The sequence below is a fragment of the Pseudomonas lini genome (genome assembly GCF_964063345.1).
GTDB lineage: Bacteria > Pseudomonadota > Gammaproteobacteria > Pseudomonadales > Pseudomonadaceae > Aquipseudomonas > Aquipseudomonas lini_B.
In genome coordinates, this window is sequence record NZ_OZ061318.1 from 3,279,190 (window position 1) to 3,297,635 (window position 18,446).

The following is an 18,446-nucleotide window of genomic DNA, read 5'->3' on the forward strand; positions in this document are numbered from 1 at the left end:
CGCTCAAGGTTTGAGCCAGGTTCCCTGGCTCTGGGCTTCGCAAAACGGCTTCAAATACGCCGCATCGGTGGCCACGCCGTAATAGTGAATATCCTGCCGGTAAGGCATATTGGCGACTTGAGCGTTGCTGCATACCCCGAACGCGCCGGTAGGGCATTGATCGACGTACTGCACCTCGACTTTCTGCCCGGGCAGATTCGGCTGGCAGAATCCGTCGGCGAACAGTTTTTCCGGGATGTTGCGGTTTTGCTGGCAGACCTTCACGTCGAGCCGCTCAGCCGTGCTGTGCACCACGCAGGCCTGAGCCAGCGCTTCGCCCGATGTGAGCGCCAGAAGCAACGACCATCCCATCAACCGCATTCTTTACCTCCTCAGAAAACCTCGACCATGTTGCAGAACATTCCCACCCACGTCATTGCCGGCCCGCTGGGTGCCGGCAAGACCAGCCTGATCAAGCACCTGTTGGCGCAGCGGCCCGTGGGTGAGCGCTGGGCGGTGTTGATCAACGAGTTCGGCCAGATCGGTCTGGATGCCGCGTTGTTGACCCAGGATGCCGATGGTATCGCACTGGGGGAAGTGGCCGGGGGCTGTTTGTGTTGCGTCAATGGTGCGCCGTTTCAGATCGGCCTCGGGCGGTTGCTGCGCAAGGCACGACCGGATCGACTGTTTATCGAACCCTCCGGGCTGGGACATCCGGCGCAGTTGCTCAGGCAATTGAGTGAGGCGCCGTGGCAAGGCGTCTTGGCTGTTCAACCTTGCGTGCTGGTGCTGGATGCCCAGGCGCTCGCGGTCGGAAAACCGCTGCCTGCGGCGCAACAGCAAGCCTTGGACAGTGCCGGGTTGTTGTTGCTGAACAAGGCGGAAGGCCTCGACGACAGCGATCGCCAGCGAATCGCCGCACAGTTGCCGATGCGTCCTTTGTACTGGACGCAGCAAGCGGTCTTGCCGTTGAGCGAGTTACCAGGGCTCGGGGCTCAGGCTGTCGGGGGTGTGGATAACTTTGTCGTGCCCAAGGGATTGGCGCAGATGCCAGCCATTTGGACTGACCCCACGCTGCCGATTTGCTTGAGTCAGGCGCAGGAGGGCGGCTGGAGCGTTGGATGGCGGTGGCATCCGAGTCAGATATTCGATGCCGTACTGATCGGGAAATGGCTTGAGCGCCTTGAATGGCGGCGGGCGAAGCTGGTTATCCACAGTGCCGAGGGTTGGGTGTCGGCGAATGCGCTGGATAACTCGATGCTGGATTGGCAGCCCAGCGAATGGCGTCGGGATTCGCGCATTGAGCTGATTTTCAGTGAGCCGCAGGCTGTCCCGGAACTGCAGGAAGGTTTGGCGGGGTGCCGCACTTAGGCAAATTAGCGAGTTTTTGTGCCGTTTTTGAAGGCCACATCGCGGGCAAGCCCGCTCCCACAGGTACAGTGTGCACCTTGTGGGAGCGGGCTTGCCCGCGATTGGTTTTAATAGACTGACATCCGACTCATGGACGCCACTTCGTGTGTTCTTGCCGCCACTGACTCAGTTCAATCACCTCAGCTCTGGGCTTCGCGATATCAACCACCGGCGGTGTGTCGTCGAACGGCATCGGGTAGGGCGCGAGCTCGATCTGTGCGCTATGGGCGCCGAATTGAGTGATGGTTCCGGTGTGGCGGGTTTCGCCGGTCACGGTGAATTCGAAGTTATACACACGGGCCAGGCGCCGACGGCCATTGGCGTCTTTAATGAAGGCGATCTTCTTCAAGGCTACGTTGCCGTCCAGCAGCTCGATCCGCAGCTTGGCGCAATGCTGCATGACCCGCTCCAGCGCGCGCTCGCGCAAGCCGTGGTTATGCCACAGCCACGCGCCACCGGTGGCAAGCAGCATCAGCACGAAGATATTTCCGAGGGTCAGCATCAACAGGGTGCTCCAACAAGATAGTGCCAGCTTAACTGCGTCGCCGGTCTGTCGTACAGGCTGCGTTTGGTCGCATACTGCGCGGCTTGAATTTCAATCGTTTGACGGAAAACTCACCGCATGAAACGTACGCCCCATGTGCTCGCCATCCAGTCCCACGTGGTGTTCGGCCACGCAGGCAACAGTGCCGCGGTTTTCCCGATGCAGCGGGTCGGGGTGAACGTCTGGCCGCTCAATACCGTGCAGTTCTCCAACCACACGCAATATGGCCAGTGGGCGGGTGAAGTGCTGGCCCCGCATCAGATTCCGGAATTGGTCGAAGGCATCGCGGCGATCGGCGAGCTGGGCAATTGCGATGCCGTGTTGTCCGGTTACCTGGGTAGCGCGGCTCAGGGCCGGGCGATTCTCGCGGGCGTGGAACGAATCAAATCGATCAATCCCAAAGCGCTATACCTCTGCGACCCTGTGATGGGCCATCCGGAGAAGGGTTGCAGCGTACCGGCTGAAGTCAGCGATTTTCTGCTGGAGGAGGCGGCAGCGGTGGCCGACTTCATGTGCCCGAACCAGTTGGAGCTCAACAGCTTCTCGGGGCGTAAGGCGCAGTCATTGTTCGATTGCCTGGCCATGGCGCGGGCGCTGCTGGCGCGTGGTCCGAAGGCGGTGTTGGTCAAGCATCTGGACTATCCCGGCAAACTGGCGGATGGCTTCGAGATGTTGCTGGTGACCGCCGAAGGCAGCTGGCACCTGCGTCGGCCGCTGCTGGCGTTTCCGCGTCAGCCGGTGGGCGTTGGCGATCTGACTGCCGGGCTGTTCCTGGCGCGTGTGCTGCAAGGTGACAATCTGGTGAGCGCCTTCGAATTCACCGCGGCCGCGGTGCATGAAGTGCTGCTGGAAACCCAGGCGTGCGCCAGCTATGAGCTGGAACTGGTGCGGGCGCAGGACCGGATTGCCCATCCGCGGGTGCGGTTTGAGGCGACAGCGATCAGCCTTTAAAAGCTTCGCGGGCAAGCCTCGCTCCTACACAGGGATGGCGCATTACCCGTAGGAGCGAGCGGTGCGGTGATCCGACTTGCCCGCGAAAGCGATCTAAAGACCGAACACCTCAGGCGTCGCCCTTGATGTCCTGATAACGCTTTTCCAGTTCCTGACGAATCTGCCGACGCTGCTGCGCCTGCATGTACCGACGCTTGTCTTCACTGTTCTGCGGTTGCAGCGGCGGGACTGCGGCCGGTTTGCGCTGGTCATCCACCGCGACCATGGTGAAGAAGCAGCTGTTGGTGTGACGCACCGAGCGTTCACGAATGTTCTCGGTCACAACCTTGATGCCCACCTCCATCGAGGTGTTGCCGGTGTAGTTGACCGAGGCCAGAAAGGTCACCAGTTCGCCGACGTGAATCGGCTCGCGGAAAATCACCTGATCCACCGACAGGGTTACCACATAGCGACCGGCATAACGGCTGGCGCAGGCGTAGGCCACTTCATCGAGGTATTTGAGCAGGGTGCCGCCGTGGACATTGCCAGAGAAGTTGGCCATGTCGGGGGTCATCAATACCGTCATCGACAGCTGGGCGTTTCCGGGTTCCATAACGTACTCACGGGTTCAAGGCAGGATTGGGGATTGCACCTCTGTGGGCGCTTGGTTTTTCAAACCAACAGTTATCGGGACGCCGGGCGGGGGGCCGCCGTCACGCCCGAATCGATCTGTTTCCATATATTGCACCGTCTTCCCGCCGGAAGTCGCGGTGTTACCCTTCAAAAGCCCACCCCAAGGAGCCATATGCCATGCATGCCATCAGCTTCATTCAGGATCTGGCTGTGATCATGCTGATCGCGGGTGTGGTGACCGTGCTCTTTCATCGTCTCAAACAACCGGTGGTGCTCGGCTACATCGTCGCCGGTTTCATCATCGGCCCGCACACGCCGCCGTTCAGCCTGATCCACGACGAAGCAACCATCAAAACCCTTGCCGAACTCGGGGTGATTTTCCTGATGTTCTGCCTGGGCCTGGAGTTCAGCCTGCGCAAGCTGTTCAAGGTTGGCGCCACGGCGTTCATCGCGGCCTTCCTGGAAATCGTCCTGATGATCTGGATCGGCTATGAAATCGGCCGCTGGTTCGACTGGAATACCATGGATTCGCTGTTCCTCGGCGCGATCCTGGCGATTTCCTCGACCACCATCATCGTCAAGGCGCTCAACGACCTGAAGATGAAGAACGAGCGTTTTGCCCAACTGATCTTCGGCGTACTGATCGTCGAAGATATCCTCGGCATCGGCATCATCGCGTTGCTATCGAGCATCGCAGTCAGCGGCACCGTCAGTTCCGGCGAAGTGTTTTCCACGGTCGGCAAGCTTTCACTGTTCATGATTGTCGCACTGGTTACAGGCATTCTGCTGGTGCCCCGACTGCTGGCCTACGTGGCGAAATTCGACAGCAACGAGATGCTGCTGATCACCGTGCTGGGCCTGTGTTTCGGCTTCTGCCTGTTGGTGGTCAAACTTGAATACAGCATGGTCCTCGGCGCATTCCTGATTGGCGCGATCATGGCCGAATCGCGGCAATTGCTGAAGATCGAGCAGTTGATCGAGCCGGTTCGCGACTTGTTCAGTGCGATTTTCTTCGTCGCCATCGGCCTGATGCTCGACCCGATGATCCTGCTGCAATATGCGTGGCCAATCGCGGTGATCACCGTGGCCGTGGTGTTGGGCAAGATGCTGTCCTGCGGCCTCGGTGCCTTTATCGCCGGCAATGACGGACGCACCTCACTGCGCGTGGGGATGGGGCTCTCACAGATTGGCGAATTCTCTTTCATCATTGCGGCGTTGGGCATGACGCTGCAGGTCACCAGCAACTTTCTTTATCCGGTGGCGGTGGCCGTCTCGGTGATCACCACGCTGTTGACGCCGTATCTGATTCGCGCGGCTGATCCGCTGTCGATCAAACTTGCGGCAGTGATGCCGCAGCGTCTGGGCCGTGTGCTGGGGATGTATGGCGAATGGCTGCGCAGCATTCAGCCTCAGGGCGAGGGCGCACTGTTGGCGTCGATGATTCGGCGGATTCTGTTGCAGGTAGGGGTCAATCTGGCGTTGGTGATTGCGATCTTTCTCTCGGGCGCGTTCTTCGCCGAGCGCATGTCCGTTTACCTGCAAGCCTGGATCAGCGATCCGAGCTGGCAGAAAGCGTTGATCTGGGGCGGGGCGTTGCTGTTGTCACTGCCGTTCCTGATCGCCGCCTATCGCAAGCTCAAGGCGCTGTCGATGCTGCTGGCAGAGATGGGTGTGAAGCCGGAAATGGCTGGCCGCCACACACAGCGAGTGCGTCGGGTGATCGCCGAAGTGATCCCGATACTCTCGCTGTTAGTAATTTTCCTGCTGCTGGCAGCCTTGTCGGCCAGTATTCTGCCGACCAACAAGTTGCTGCTGCTGATCGTCATCGTCGCAGCCGCCGTAGTGGCGCTGCTCTGGCGCTGGTTCATCCGCGTGCATACGCGGATGCAGGTGGCCTTGCTGGAAACGCTGGACAATCACAAGGACTCGTCCGGGCATTGACCACTCGACGCATCAGGGTGGATCAGCTTTCCAGCCAGACGTCCCGCGCCCAGTGCCATACCGATTCCCAGGTTTCTTCGGCGATCAGCTCTTCTTCAGCCAGCCACAGCACCACGGTGCCGTCTTCTTCGACCAGGTAGTAATTGTCACCGTCCTGGCAGATCGGAATCATGCTGCGATCGACGCCAGCGTCCCAGGCGTTGGCGGCAACGTCTGGCAGGTAGGTGTGGGACTGCGGATCGGTGACGGTCACCGGCTCCAGGCTGCCGTAGACCACGTCGCTGACGGTCAGCAAAAATTCTCTGAAGACGAACGGGATGTCGATGAACAGTTGCTCTTCGATTTCCACAATCTGATCTTCGTCAGGCAATTCCAAGGGGACCGGTACCGGTTCGTTGGCTTCACGCAGTTGTTCGATGATTTCTTCCACGTCCGGGATCCTCTTGCTTGATGGCGCGGTTTAGTTGGGGCGGTTTATACAGTAGCTCGCTATAGATGCAACCGCGAAATAGAAAACCCCGGCCGAGGCCGGGGTTTTATTACAACAGGTACAACGCGGGAAGTGATCAGCCGTTCTGGCGGATACCGGCCACCAGCCAAGGCTGGTTTTCGCCCTGTGGGCGTTCCATGTTCCAGCTTTCGCTGAACACTTCGCCCTGGTCGAAACGCGAGGACTTCGACACGCCGCTGAAGGTCAGGGTGGCGATGGTCTTGTCCGCACGGTCATCAACGCCATCCAGTTGTACCTGGAGGTTATCGATGTAGGTCGACTGGAAGCCGTCGCCCAGGTCGGCACGTTCGCGCTTGAGGAACTCCAGCAGTTGCGGAGTCACGAACTCGGCGATCTTGTCCATTTCGTTGGCGTCCCAGTGTTGCTGCAGGGACTGGAAGTGGTTGCGGGCCGCTTCAATGAAGTTGTTTTCATTGAACCAGGCTGGCGCGTTAATCACCGGACGAGCGGCAGCAGGTGCCGCCGAGCCGCCGAAGATCGAACCCATGGCTGCTGGTTTCTGTTCGAACACTTCACGCTGCATCGGCGCGCCGGCTGGAGCCATGTGCTCCTGCTGCTTGCGACGACGAGCGGCGATGAAGCGGAAGACCAGGAAGGCGATGACCGCCATGATCAGGATGTCGAAGATCTGCATGCCCTGGAAGCCGCCGCCCATGAACATGGAGGCCAGCAGGCCACCGGCCGCGATACCGGCCAGAGGGCCGAGCCAGCGCGAAGCACCGCCGGCCTTGGCGGCAGCGCCAGCGGCACCGGCCGCGCCCGCAGTGGCCGCAGCGCCGCCTGCAGGAGAAGAAGGAGCCATTTGGCTGGTCTGGTGAGTCGGCGCAGCGCCGGAGCTCTTGCCGCCACCAAAGCGCTTGGCGTTGGCGTCCAGGCTCATCGTCAGGCCGATGCACAACGCCATGGCGATGCTAAGAAAACGTTTCATAAAGGGAATTCCCATTTGTGGATGGCACGCGCGCCATGTTGCACAGCTGAAGTGTTACTGGCTAGCGGCAGAGTGTTTCGGGCTTTTGCCTGACAGGTTGTGTTCAGCTTCAGTCAGCGCAATAAGGCCTGTTGATTTTGGTCTGTAGGATGAGTGGATGAGTTCTGTAGGAGTCAGGGTATCAACCTGTGGGAGCGGGCTTGCTCGCGAAGGCAGCACCTCGGTGTATCAGAGGCACCGCGTCATCGTTCTTCGCGAGCAAGCCCGCTCCCACAAAAGCGCTCGGTCGCTTTTAGATGGCTTCCAGCTTGGCGTAACCCAGCATCAACCACTTGCTGCCTTCGCTGAAATTCACCTGCACCCGCGCCTGAGCACCAGCGCCTTCGAAGTTCAGGATCACGCCATCGCCGAACACCGAATGCCGCACAGTCTGGCCGAGGCTGAAACCGGTGTCCGGGATCTCGCTGCCGCCGAACAGGCTGCTGGAACTCTGTTGCTGGCCACCGCCGAACGGACGGCTGACGCTGTTGGACAGCCGCACTTCCTGGATCAGGCCTTTCGGCACTTCACGTACGAAACGCGACACCTTGTTGTAGGTCTCGCTGCCGTACAGGCGTCGGGTTTCAGCATAAGTCAGCACCAGATTCTGCATCGCCCGGGTGATACCGACATAGGCCAGGCGGCGTTCCTCTTCAAGACGGCCGGGTTCTTCCAGGCTCATCTTGTGCGGAAACAGGCCTTCTTCCATACCCACCAGGAACACGTAAGGGAATTCCAGGCCCTTGGCGCTGTGCAGGGTCATCAACTGAATGCTGTCTTCGTGTTCGTCAGCCTGGGTATCTCCGGCCTCCAGCGAGGCGTGACCGAGGAACGCCGCCAATGGCGACTGCTCTTCATCCTCTTCCGGATTTTCGAAGTTGCGCGCGGCGCTGACCAATTCCTCAAGGTTTTCTACCCGGGCCTGGCCTTTCTCGCCTTTTTCCGCCTGGTGGTAGGCAATCAGTCCCGACTGCTCGATGACGGTTTGGGTCATCAGATGCAACGGCATTTCCAGGCATTTGGCGGCGAGGTTCTCGATCAGCTCCATAAATGCCCCAAGAGCACCGGCAGCGCGACCGGTCAGGCCTTTGTTGGCCACCAGCTGACGCATGGCTTCCCACATTGACACATGGCTGTGGCGTGCATGATCGCGGATGGCTTCGACGGTTTTTTCACCGATGCCACGGGCCGGAACGTTGATCACCCGCTCGAGGGCCGCATCGTTGCCACGGCCTTCCAACAAACGCATGTACGCCATGGCGTTCTTGATTTCTGCCCGTTCGAAGAAGCGCTGACCGCCATAAATGCGATACGGAATGCGCTCACGCAGTAAGGCTTCTTCCAAAACGCGCGATTGGGCGTTGGAGCGATACAAAATCGCGATATCGCTACGAGCCAAGCCGGTTTTCAGCGCGCTTTCGATGGTTTCAACCACGTAGCGTGCTTCGTCGTGTTCGTTGAAGGCTGCGTACAAATTGATCGCTTCGCCTTCGCCGCCATCGGTCCACAGCTCTTTGCCCATGCGCCCGGTATTGTTGGCGATCAGGGCGTTGGCGGCCTTGAGGATCCCGGCTGTGGAGCGGTAGTTTTGCTCCAGACGAATGATCTGGGCATCCGGGAAGTCGTCGGAATACTGATAAATGTTCTCGATTTTCGCGCCACGCCAGCCATAGATCGACTGATCGTCGTCGCCGACCACCATCAGGCTGTCGCCACCCTTGGCCAGCAGACGCAACCAGGCGTACTGCACGGCGTTGGTGTCCTGGAATTCGTCCACCAGAATGTGCCGGAAGCGCTTCTGATAATGGGCGAGCAGGCCCGGGTTATCGCGCCACAGATCGAGGGCGCGCAGCAGCAGTTCAGAAAAGTCGATGACACCGGCGCGCAGGCACGCGGCCTCGTAGGCTTCATAAATGCTGCGCATAGTGGCCAGGAACAGATCGCCACTGGCCTGAATATGTTGCGGACGCAGACCTTCGTCTTTCTGCCCGTTGATGAACCACTGGGCCTGCCGGACCGGCCAGCGTTGCTCGTCCAGCCCCAGCTCGCGGATCACCCGCTTGACCAGCCGTTGCTGGTCGTCGCTGTCGAGAATCTGGAAGGTCTGGCTCAGGCCTGCTTCCTGCCAGTGCGCCCGCAGCAAGCGGTGCGCCAGGCCGTGGAAGGTACCGACCCACATGCCGGCCGGGTTGATACCCATCAGCTGCTCGATGCGATGACGCATCTCGGCAGCGGCCTTGTTGGTGAAGGTCACCGACAGAATGGAGTGGGGCGAGGCGTTTTCGACCTGGATCAACCAGGCGATACGGTGCACCAGCACTCGGGTTTTACCGGAACCAGCACCGGCCAGGACCAACTGACGACCCACGGAGGCAGCTACGGCCTGACGTTGGGCATCGTTGAGGGAGTTCAGCAGAAGGGAGAGATCATCGCGCATCGGGGCATTCTAGGGTGCGCCGTCACACCGGGCAAACCGAGCTTTGCATTAGCCGATGAAAGAAGCACCGATGACGACTGGTCGGTCACCAGCTGCAAGCATGGGCGGAGCTCGTCTGGCGGCTTTTTTACCAAGGCAGGCGGCTCAAACTTTCGTCTACTTTATGACCTTGGGCTGTTTGGTCCGGGCATTTGCTTGTGTATGCTCCGTCCACAATTCGGGCTCGCATGCTCACTATAAGAACAAGAACATTGCCTATGACCTTCAGCTCCGACCTGTCGGGCCCCTCTGTGGAGCCCCGGGTTATCCGCAAACAGTACGCCATGGAGATGGCGGTCGAACGCACGCGTCTGCTGTACCAGGGTTCGCTGTTGCCTACGCTGTTCATGCTGATCAACGGTCTGGTGTGCGCCGGCTTGCTCTGGAGCCCGCAGCGTTACTTCATGGTCAGCGTCTGGCTGATCTGGCTATTGTCGCTGGTGGCATTGCGGGTGATTCAAGTCGCGGCCTTCGATTCGGCGATTCCCAATCGTCAGGCGCATCCGGTCTGGCGTCGTATGTTCTTCCTCGGCTCGGCGATGACAGGCCTGACCCTGGCCGGTGCCGGCATCGCGTTGGTGCCCGCTGATAATTTCATGCAACAAGCCTGGGTATTCGGCCTGATCGGCGCCGCGGCACTCTCGGCCAGCGTTGCTTATGCCGTCAGCCTGCCGGCTTTTCTATCCTTTACCTTGCCCTGTCTGTTGCCGGCCATCGGCTATCTGTTCTGGGGCGGGGATGAGCAGGAACAGGGCTGGGGCTGGTTCGGGCTGATTTTGCTGGGCTCGCTGAGCGTGGTTGCCTGGCAGGTCAATCGGCTGATCGATCAGGGGTTGCTGCGGCGTTTTCAAAATCAGGCCCTGATCGAGCATTTGCAGCAGGCGCAAAGTCGTAGTGATCAGCTCAATCAGGAGCTGGGCAAGGAAATCGACCAGCGTCGCCGCGCCGAAGACGAATTACGTGAAACTCAGGTCGACCTCGAAAACCGGGTCGCACAACGCAGTCTGGAGCTGGACGCCGCCAACCACGCCTTGAGCAAAAGCGAAGCGCGGCTGGCGCTGGCATTGAAGGCGAGCGAACTCGGGTTGTGGGACTGGAACCTGCAGACAGACGAAGTTCATCACACGCAACTCCAGGAGCTGTTTGGTCTGGAGCCAGAATACGTGACGGCGATGCTCCGCCACCTCAAGCCCAGGCTGCACCCCGACGACTTGCCATCGCTGAAGCGGGCGCTGGTCGAGCATTTGAAGGGGCGTAGCGAGGATTATCAGATCGAGTATCGGGTGCGGCATGGCGATGGCCATTGGGTCTGGATCGAGGACCGTGGTCGAGCGGTTGAGCGCAGTGAAAACGGCCGGGTGATCCGCATGGTCGGCACCCGTCGCGACATCAGCGCCAGCAAGGGTCTGGAGCAACAGCGACAACTGGCGGCGACGGTGTTTGAGGCCGCCAGCGAAGGCATTGTAATTCTGGACCCGAATTACGCGCTGATTGCCGTCAATCAGGCCTTCAGTCGGGTTACCGGCTATGACATCGATGACATGCTCGGACGCAACGTGGTCGAGTTGCCCTGCAGCCGCGATGCCCGCCGGCATTACGCGACGATTCGTCAGGCGCTGGAGCAGGACGGTAGCTGGCAGGGCGAGCTGGTCGAAGCCCGCAAGAATGGCGAGCTGTATCCGCAATGGCTGCAACTGAATGCCGTGCGCGATTCGCGGGGAAATGTGAGTCATATCGTCGGCTTCTTCGCCGATCTGTCCGCTCGGCGTGAATCCGAAGAACGTATGCGCTACCTCGCTCATTACGATGAACTCACGGGGCTGGCCAACCGTTCGTTGTTCCGCGAACGGCTGCACGAGGCTCATCAGCGTGGGCGCCAGGGCGGTCGTCGCAGTCTGGCGTTACTGCACATCAATCTGGACCGTTTCAAGCTGCTCAACGATAGCCTCGGCCACGAAATTGCCGATGAGTTGTTACAAAAAATGGCCCGACGGTTGGTCAATGCACTGCCGGAAGCGGACACTATCGCCCGGCTGTCCGGCGATGAGTTTGCAGTGCTGTTCGATACCTACGGCAACTTGTCGAGCCTGGCGCGGGTGGCGACCCGATTGTCGACCAAACTGCGTTTGCCGCTCACCGTCGAGGGGCATGAATTGGTGATGAGCGCGTCCATGGGCATCAGCCTGTTGCCGGACACCGCGCGGGATATTTCCGCGCTGGTCAGCCAGTCGAACATGGCCATGCAGCATGCCAAACACTTGGGCGGCAACAACTTCCAGTTCTATACAGACAGCCTGCAAGCCAGCACGCTCGAGCGTTTGCAGCTCGAGAACCAGTTGCGCAAAGCCATCGAAGAAAAGCAGCTGAAAGTGTTTTATCAACCGAAACTCTGCCTCGCCACCGGCCGGCTGAACGCCGCCGAGGCGTTGGTACGCTGGAATCACCCAATCCTGGGTCAGGTACCGCCGGGGGATTTCATCGGTCTGGCCGAGGAAACCGGGCTGATCGGCGCTATAGGCGAGTTCGTTTTGCGCCAGGCCTGTTGGCAAGCGTGTGAGTGGCAGCGTCAGGGACTAGAGCCGATTCGGGTCTCGGTCAACCTGTCGGTGCATCAGTTGCGTCAGGGAAAACTGGTCAGCCTGGTGCGTCAGGTGCTGGAGGAAACCGGCCTGGCGCCGCATTACCTGGAACTGGAGCTCACCGAGAGCCAGTTGTTGGACAGTGTCGAGCACATCATTGCGACCTTCCAGCAGTTGCGCGACCTTGGAGTGAAACTGGCCATCGACGACTTTGGCACTGGCTATTCGTCCTTGAGCTATCTCAAGCGCATCCCCGTGGACTACGTGAAAATCGATCAGGCATTTATCCGCGGGCTGGGGGAGAGCAGTGAGGATGCGGCGATCACCCGGGCGATCATCGCCATGGCGCATGGTTTGTCGCTGAAAGTGGTGGCTGAAGGCGTCGAGCGACCGGAACAGCTGGAATTTCTGAAAGCCGAGCGCTGCGATGAAGTGCAGGGCTATTGGGTTAGCCGTCCGGTCGAGGCCGCCGACCTGGCCGAGCTTTTACGTCGCGACGCCAATCCTTTGTAGCCCGCTGCCGAAGGCAGCGTTCGGCTGCAACGCAGTCGTAAACCTGCTTACCGGACTTTTCCTGTTAAACCGCATCCACCTTCACAACGGCTTCGCAGCCGAACGCAGGCTTCACATGCTGCTACAAGGACCGAGAGGGCTACATGGAGCGCATGTCGCATGAAATGGGGACATTGAGTTACGCATTGAGCAGGCAAAATGCCGATTCATGTAGTATAACTACAAGCGTGCTACATCCCCGGCACCTGCCAATAACAAAGAGTCCGCCCCTTTGAATCTGCTGCAACACATCGCCCAGTCACGCCACCTGTTACGCAAGTCGGAGCTCAAGGTCGCCGACCACGTGCTGCTTGATCCTGCGGCGGTGATGCACAGTTCCATGGCCGACCTGGCCCACAGCGTGGGCATCAGCGAGCCGACCATCGTGCGGTTTTGCCGCGCCATCGGTTGCTCCGGGTTTCAGGATTTGAAGCTGAAACTGGCGCAGAGCCTGGCGGCTGGCGCGAGTTTCGGGCAGTTCGCGATCCATGAAGACGATTCGGTCGCCGACTACAGCCTGAAAATCTTCGACACCACCCTGCACACGCTGATGGAAGTTCGCGAGAAACTCGATCCGGTGGAGTTGCAGAGGGCGGTGTCGCTGATGTCTCAGGCCCAGCGTGTCGAGTTCTATGGATTCGGTGCCTCGGGCGCCGTGGCGGCGGATGCCCAGCATAAGTTTTTCCGTTTGCTGCTGACTGCAGCGGCGTATTCCGACCCGCACATGCAGGCGATGTCGGCGGTTACCCTGAAGCCGAGCGACGTGGCGATCTGCATTTCCCAATCGGGGCGTTCCAAGGACCTGTTGATCACCGCCAACCTTGTGCGCGAAAGCGGAGCTTCGTTGATCACGTTGTGCCCGAGCCAGACACCGTTGGCCGAGCTGTCGACCGTCAACCTGGCGATCGATGTGCATGAAGACACCGAAATCTACACGCCGCTGACGTCGCGCATCGCGCACCTGGTGGTGATCGATGTGCTGGCGATGGGCGTGGCCATGGCCCGCGGTCCGAGCCTGGTCAATCACCTCAAGAGCGTCAAACGCAGCCTTCGCAGCTTGCGGCTGTCGCCCAAGTCAGTAAAAGCCCTCGACGATTGAGCCCGATCTGACATTGCCGGAAGGTCGTTCCGACCTTTTCGCGGGCAAGCCCGCTCCCACAAGGATCGGCTGTGTTGCACAGAATGAGTGAACACCACCGGTCCCTGTGGGAGCGGGCTTGCCCGCGAAGGCGTCCTCAAAAACACCCCTGTCATCTGCCAATGTTCACACCGCTGTAACCTTCCCGCCGCCAAACCGTCATCCCTCGCACCTATCTTGTAACTCCCGTACTCGCCTTGGGAGACTCGAAATGGCTCAGCCCTACGAAGAACGCAACAGCGCCGTCAAAACCCGTCGTCAGCAAGAAGATCAGCGCCGCATGGAATTTCGCCGTGCCATCGAAGATCGCAGCGAGCGCCGTCAGCTTCTGGCGGAAATTGGCGAATTTCCTGACGACCTCGAACTCAATTACTGGCAGGCAGCTCCCGTAACTTCCCGTCGAAACGCTCAACCAGGGCGCTGATCTGCATCCGCTCGCTGCGGATAAACGCAAGAAATGCGTGCGCCACCGGTGACAGCCGTTTGGCTTTTGCCTGGACCAGGCACCAACTGCGGTACAGCGGCAGTTCTTCGACCGGCAACTCGATCAATCCGCCCGTTGCCAATTCAAGGTTCAGGGCATGGCGCGTCAACAGCGCCAGGCCCAGACCCGCGAGCACGCATTCACGCTGGGCTTCGGCCGATGAGACTTCTTGGGTCTGGTTGAAGTGCACGCGCTTTTCTTTGAAATACTCTTCGCACGCCAATCGCGTACCGGAGCCGGATTCGCGCAATAGCAGTGTGTAAGGCTCCAGATCCTGTAAGCGCAGTGGGCCCATGTGGCACAACGGATGATCCGGTGGTGCTACGGCGACAATCGGGTTGTTGAGAAATGGCAAGAACTCCAGCCCCATGTCCTGCGGCACCATGGACATGATCACCAGATCGTCGCGGTTGTCGGAGAGGCGCCGGATTACCTGCCCACGGTTGACCACCGTCAGTTGCAGATTCACCTCCGGGTGCTGGCGCTTGAAGGCGGCAAACAGGTGCGGCACGAAATACTTGGCGCTGGATTCCACCGCCAGTTTCAGCTGACCCTGCAATGAGCCTTGCATGTCCGACAGCTGCATATCGAGGTTTTCCAGGCGCCCGAAAATGTCCCGGCTGGCGCGCTGCAGTGCTTCGGCCGCCTCGGTCATGTAGAGTTTTTTGCCGACGTAATCGAATAAAGGTTGGCCGATCAGCTCTTCGAGTTGACGAATCTGTAGGCTCACGGCAGGTTGTGTGAGCGACATTTCGTCGGCCGCGCGGCTGTAGGACCTTAAGTCGCACACCTCATTGAAGATCTGCAATTGACGCAACGTCATACGCATCAATGACTTACGCATTTTCTAGAGACCCTGAGCGGAGGCTGATGCCTCAACTATAAGTCTTTGCTTATGTGTAACCCAATTATTATTCATTTTTGTTAATCCTTTGCGAAGGCTAGTGTGGAGCTGCGACTGAATTGAAATATTTGGTCACGCGTCGACCTGGTCTGACAGGTCGTGGGTACCACCGGCTCAAGGGAACCTCCAAGTGATAAAAAAGATCCTGATCGCCAACCGTGGTGAGATTGCCGTACGAATCGTGCGTGCCTGCGCCGAAATGGGCATTCGCTCGGTCGCGATCTATTCCGACGCCGACCGCCATGCCTTGCATGTGAAGCGTGCGGACGAGGCCCACAGCATCGGTGCCGAGCCATTGGCCGGCTATCTGAACCCGCGCAAGCTGGTGAACCTGGCGGTGGAAACCGGTTGCGATGCGTTGCACCCCGGTTACGGCTTCCTTTCGGAAAATGCCGAGCTGGCAGACATCTGCGCCGAACGCGGTATCAAATTCATTGGTCCATCGGCTGAAGTGATTCGCCGCATGGGCGACAAGACCGAAGCGCGCCGCAGCATGATCAAGGCTGGCGTACCGGTCACGCCGGGCACCGAAGGCAACGTGTCGGGCATCGAAGAAGCCCTGACCGAAGGCGATCGCATCGGTTATCCGGTGATGCTCAAGGCCACCTCCGGGGGCGGCGGCCGCGGTATTCGTCGTTGCAACAGCCGCGAAGAACTCGAACAAGCCTTTCCACGGGTCATTTCCGAAGCCACCAAGGCCTTCGGTTCGGCGGAAGTGTTCCTGGAAAAATGCATCGTCAATCCGAAACACATCGAAGCGCAGATTCTCGGCGACAGCTTTGGCAACGTGGTGCACCTGTTCGAGCGTGATTGCTCGATCCAGCGTCGCAACCAGAAGCTGATCGAGATCGCCCCGAGCCCGCAACTGACCCCGGAACAGCGCGCCTACATCGGCGATCTGTCGGTGCGTGCGGCCAAGGCTGTGGGTTACGAGAACGCCGGCACCGTGGAGTTCCTGCTCGCCGAGGGCGAGGTGTACTTCATGGAAATGAACACCCGGGTGCAGGTGGAACACACCATCACCGAAGAAATCACTGGCATCGACATCGTTCGCGAGCAGATTCGCATCGCGTCCGGCCTGCCGCTTTCGGTGAAGCAGGAAGACATCCAGCACCGCGGTTTCGCGCTGCAGTTCCGGATCAACGCCGAGGACCCGAAAAACAACTTCCTGCCGAGCTTCGGCAAGATCACCCGTTACTACGCGCCCGGTGGTCCTGGTGTGCGCACCGACACGGCGATCTACACCGGTTACACCATACCGCCGTTCTACGATTCCATGTGCCTGAAACTGGTGGTCTGGGCGCTGACCTGGGAAGAGGCGATGGACCGTGGCTTGCGAGCTCTGGACGACATGCGTCTGCAAGGGGTCAAGACCACCGCCGCGTACTACCAGGAAATCCTGCGTAACCCGGAATTCCGTAGCGGCCAGTTCAACACCAGCTTCGTTGAAAGCCACCCTGAACTGACCAACTACTCGATCAAGCGCAAACCCGAAGAGCTGGCCCTGGCCATCGCCGCCGCCATCGCCGCCCACGCAGGCCTGTGAGGAATATTCCAATGACTAAAAAAATCCACGTTACCGACACAATCCTGCGCGACGCCCACCAATCGCTGCTCGCCACCCGCATGCGCACCGAAGACATGCTGCCGATCTGCGACAAGCTCGACAAAGTCGGCTACTGGTCGCTGGAATGCTGGGGCGGCGCGACCTTCGACGCCTGCGTACGCTTCCTGAAAGAAGACCCGTGGGAGCGCCTGCGCCAACTGCGCGCGGCCTTGCCTAATACGCGTCTGCAAATGCTCCTGCGTGGCCAGAACCTGCTGGGCTACCGCCATTACAGCGACGACGTGGTCAAGGCCTTCGTCGCCAAGGCTGCGGTCAATGGCATCGACGTGTTCCGCATCTTCGATGCGATGAACGATGTGCGTAACCTGCGAGTCGCCATCGAAGCGGTGAAAGCGGCCGGCAAACACGCTCAAGGCACTATCGCTTACACCACCAGCCCAGTGCACACCATTGACGCGTTCGTGGCGCAAGCCAGGCAAATGGAAGCCATGGGATGTGATTCCGTGGCGATCAAGGACATGGCCGGCCTGTTGACCCCGTACGCCACTGGCGAACTGGTCAAGGCATTGAAATCCGAGCAATCGCTGCCCGTGTTCATTCACTCGCACGACACCGCTGGCATGGCCACCATGTGCCAACTCAAGGCCATCGAAAACGGTGCCGATCACATTGACACCGCGATCTCCAGCTTCGCTTCCGGTACCAGCCATCCGGGCACCGAATCAATGGTCGCTGCCCTTAAAGGCAGCGAATACGACACCGGCCTGAACCTGGAGCTGTTGCAGGAAATCGGCTTGTACTTCTACGCCGTGCGCAAGAAGTACCACCAGTTTGAAAGCGAATTCACCGCCGTTGACACCCGCGTGCAAGTCAACCAGGTACCGGGCGGGATGATTTCCAACCTGGCCAACCAGTTGAAAGAGCAGGGCGCCCTGAACCGCATGAGCGAAGTGTTGGCGGAAATCCCGCGCGTTCGCGAAGATCTCGGCTTCCCACCTCTGGTGACGCCGACCTCGCAGATTGTTGGCACCCAAGCGTTCTTCAACGTGCTGGCCGGCGAGCGCTACAAGACCATCACCAACGAAGTGAAGCTCTACCTGCAAGGCGGCTACGGCAAAGCGCCGGGCACCGTGAACGAAAAACTGCGTCGTCAGGCGATCGGCAGCGAAGAAGTGATCGACGTCCGTCCAGCTGACCTGCTCAAGCCGGAAATGACCAAGCTGCGTGCCGAAATTGGCGCCGTGGCCAAGTCTGAAGAAGACGTGCTGACCTACGCCATGTTCCCGGACATCGGCCGCAAGTTCCTCGAAGAACGCGCAGCCGGCACCCTCACACCAGAGGTGCTGTTGCCAATTCCGGAAGCGGGCGGCGTGGCGTCGGTCGGTGGCGAAGGCGTGCCGACCGAGTTCGTCATCGACGTTCACGGCGAAACCTACCGCGTCGACATCACCGGTGTCGGCGTCAAGTCGGAAGGCAAGCGCCACTTCTATCTGTCCATCGACGGCATGCCGGAAGAAGTGGTGTTCGAACCGCTCAACGAGTTCGTCAGCGGTGGCAGCAGCAAGCGCAAGCAAGCCACTGCACCGGGCCACGTCAGCACCACCATGCCGGGCAACATCGTCGATGTGCTGGTCAAGGAAGGCGACACCGTGAAAGCCGGCCAGGCCGTGCTGATCACCGAAGCGATGAAGATGGAAACCGAAGTCCAATCGGCCATCGCCGGCAAAGTCACCGCCATCCACGTGGCCAAGGGCGACCGGGTGAATCCGGGCGAGATCCTGATCGAGATCGAAGGCTGAGTTAACAGCCTCGATATACCGTTTTAAACCTC

Annotated in this window: 15 protein-coding genes; 8 read left to right on the forward strand and 7 right to left on the reverse strand. The window is 59.6% G+C overall.

Annotated features, from left to right (window positions below; genetic code table 11):
- Window positions 1-3: 3 nt before the first annotated feature.
- Window positions 4-360 carry a hypothetical protein gene (locus AB3226_RS15000; protein WP_008073576.1) on the reverse strand — a complete coding sequence of 119 codons (357 nt, stop codon included), beginning with the start codon at window positions 358-360 and terminating at the stop codon, window positions 4-6.
- A 27-nt stretch (window positions 361-387) separates the two neighbouring features.
- Here AB3226_RS15000 and AB3226_RS15005 point away from each other — a divergent pair, with 27 nt between their 5' ends.
- A complete protein-coding gene (locus tag AB3226_RS15005) occupies window positions 388-1,350 on the forward strand; it encodes a GTP-binding protein (protein ID WP_367373596.1) in 963 nt (320 codons plus the stop codon).
- 127 nt (window positions 1,351-1,477) lie between these two features.
- On the opposite strand, the gene AB3226_RS15010 is transcribed toward AB3226_RS15005, so the two are convergent.
- Window positions 1,478-1,891, reverse strand: a complete 414-nt coding sequence (locus tag AB3226_RS15010) for a DUF3301 domain-containing protein (protein WP_007896535.1) — start codon at window positions 1,889-1,891, stop codon at window positions 1,478-1,480.
- 120 nt (window positions 1,892-2,011) lie between these two features.
- Between AB3226_RS15010 and pdxY the strand changes: the two genes are divergently transcribed.
- A complete protein-coding gene (gene pdxY / locus AB3226_RS15015) occupies window positions 2,012-2,884 on the forward strand; it encodes a pyridoxal kinase PdxY (protein WP_367373597.1) in 873 nt (290 codons plus the stop codon).
- 109 nt (window positions 2,885-2,993) lie between these two features.
- Here pdxY and AB3226_RS15020 read toward each other — a convergent pair whose 3' ends face one another.
- Window positions 2,994-3,476 (reverse strand): acyl-CoA thioesterase, encoded by a 483-nt coding sequence (locus AB3226_RS15020; RefSeq protein WP_007896533.1) that lies wholly within the window; start codon window positions 3,474-3,476, stop codon window positions 2,994-2,996.
- Between the two features lie 197 nt (window positions 3,477-3,673).
- On the opposite strand from AB3226_RS15020, the gene AB3226_RS15025 reads away from it, so the two are divergent.
- Window positions 3,674-5,437: a cation:proton antiporter gene (locus AB3226_RS15025; RefSeq protein WP_367373598.1), complete on the forward strand. Its 1,764-nt coding sequence runs from the start codon at window positions 3,674-3,676 to the stop codon at window positions 5,435-5,437.
- Between the two features lie 22 nt (window positions 5,438-5,459).
- Here the strand turns inward: AB3226_RS15025 and AB3226_RS15030 are convergent, their stop codons facing one another.
- From AB3226_RS15030 to uvrD, 3 genes are all read right to left on the reverse strand, one after another.
- Window positions 5,460-5,867 carry an SMI1/KNR4 family protein gene (locus tag AB3226_RS15030; protein ID WP_008007803.1) on the reverse strand — a complete coding sequence of 136 codons (408 nt, stop codon included), beginning with the start codon at window positions 5,865-5,867 and terminating at the stop codon, window positions 5,460-5,462.
- A 136-nt stretch (window positions 5,868-6,003) separates the two neighbouring features.
- Window positions 6,004-6,876, reverse strand: coding sequence for a Tim44 domain-containing protein (locus AB3226_RS15035; protein ID WP_367373599.1), 873 nt, complete (start codon window positions 6,874-6,876; stop codon window positions 6,004-6,006).
- A gap of 292 nt (window positions 6,877-7,168) precedes the next feature.
- Window positions 7,169-9,352, reverse strand: coding sequence for a DNA helicase II (gene uvrD / locus AB3226_RS15040; protein ID WP_367373600.1), 2,184 nt, complete (start codon window positions 9,350-9,352; stop codon window positions 7,169-7,171).
- A gap of 257 nt (window positions 9,353-9,609) precedes the next feature.
- Between uvrD and AB3226_RS15045 the strand changes: the two genes are divergently transcribed.
- From AB3226_RS15045 to AB3226_RS15055, 3 genes are all read left to right on the forward strand, one after another.
- A complete protein-coding gene (locus tag AB3226_RS15045; protein ID WP_367373601.1) occupies window positions 9,610-12,483 on the forward strand; it encodes an EAL domain-containing protein in 2,874 nt (957 codons plus the stop codon).
- A 271-nt stretch (window positions 12,484-12,754) separates the two neighbouring features.
- Window positions 12,755-13,621: a transcriptional regulator HexR gene (gene hexR, locus AB3226_RS15050; protein ID WP_007896526.1), complete on the forward strand. Its 867-nt coding sequence runs from the start codon at window positions 12,755-12,757 to the stop codon at window positions 13,619-13,621.
- A gap of 250 nt (window positions 13,622-13,871) precedes the next feature.
- Window positions 13,872-14,084, forward strand: coding sequence for a PA3496 family putative envelope integrity protein (locus AB3226_RS15055; RefSeq protein WP_367373602.1), 213 nt, complete (start codon window positions 13,872-13,874; stop codon window positions 14,082-14,084).
- Here AB3226_RS15055 and AB3226_RS15060 read toward each other — a convergent pair.
- Window positions 14,026-14,988 (reverse strand): LysR family transcriptional regulator, encoded by a 963-nt coding sequence (locus AB3226_RS15060; protein WP_095052338.1) that lies wholly within the window; start codon window positions 14,986-14,988, stop codon window positions 14,026-14,028. The two genes, AB3226_RS15055 and AB3226_RS15060, sit on opposite strands and share 59 nt — an antisense overlap.
- 190 nt (window positions 14,989-15,178) lie before the next feature.
- On the opposite strand from AB3226_RS15060, the gene AB3226_RS15065 reads away from it, so the two are divergent.
- Together AB3226_RS15065 and oadA are read left to right on the forward strand one after the other, a co-directional pair.
- Entirely contained in the window at window positions 15,179-16,594 is a 1,416-nt protein-coding gene (locus AB3226_RS15065; RefSeq protein WP_007896523.1) for an acetyl-CoA carboxylase biotin carboxylase subunit, read from the forward strand.
- Between the two features lie 11 nt (window positions 16,595-16,605).
- Window positions 16,606-18,414, forward strand: coding sequence for a sodium-extruding oxaloacetate decarboxylase subunit alpha (gene oadA, locus AB3226_RS15070; RefSeq protein ID WP_367373603.1), 1,809 nt, complete (start codon window positions 16,606-16,608; stop codon window positions 18,412-18,414).
- The last annotated feature ends 32 nt before the right edge of the window (window positions 18,415-18,446 follow it).

Bases quoted from the DNA above. Each gene is read 5' to 3' on its own strand.
- oadA (WP_367373603.1), top strand. From the start codon at position 16,606: ATGACTAAAAAAATCCACGTTACCGACACAATCCTGCGCGACGCCCAC.
- AB3226_RS15060 (WP_095052338.1), bottom strand. From the start codon at position 14,988: ATGCGTAAGTCATTGATGCGTATGACGTTGCGTCAATTGCAGATCTTC.
- pdxY (WP_367373597.1), top strand. From the start codon at position 2,012: ATGAAACGTACGCCCCATGTGCTCGCCATCCAGTCCCACGTGGTGTTC.
- AB3226_RS15005 (WP_367373596.1), top strand. From the start codon at position 388: ATGTTGCAGAACATTCCCACCCACGTCATTGCCGGCCCGCTGGGTGCC.
- AB3226_RS15055 (WP_367373602.1), top strand. From the start codon at position 13,872: ATGGCTCAGCCCTACGAAGAACGCAACAGCGCCGTCAAAACCCGTCGT.
- AB3226_RS15020 (WP_007896533.1), bottom strand. From the start codon at position 3,476: ATGGAACCCGGAAACGCCCAGCTGTCGATGACGGTATTGATGACCCCC.
- uvrD (WP_367373600.1), bottom strand. From the start codon at position 9,352: ATGCGCGATGATCTCTCCCTTCTGCTGAACTCCCTCAACGATGCCCAA.
- AB3226_RS15000 (WP_008073576.1), bottom strand. From the start codon at position 360: ATGCGGTTGATGGGATGGTCGTTGCTTCTGGCGCTCACATCGGGCGAA.
- AB3226_RS15035 (WP_367373599.1), bottom strand. From the start codon at position 6,876: ATGAAACGTTTTCTTAGCATCGCCATGGCGTTGTGCATCGGCCTGACG.
- AB3226_RS15010 (WP_007896535.1), bottom strand. From the start codon at position 1,891: ATGCTGACCCTCGGAAATATCTTCGTGCTGATGCTGCTTGCCACCGGT.
- AB3226_RS15045 (WP_367373601.1), top strand. From the start codon at position 9,610: ATGACCTTCAGCTCCGACCTGTCGGGCCCCTCTGTGGAGCCCCGGGTT.
- AB3226_RS15025 (WP_367373598.1), top strand. From the start codon at position 3,674: ATGCATGCCATCAGCTTCATTCAGGATCTGGCTGTGATCATGCTGATC.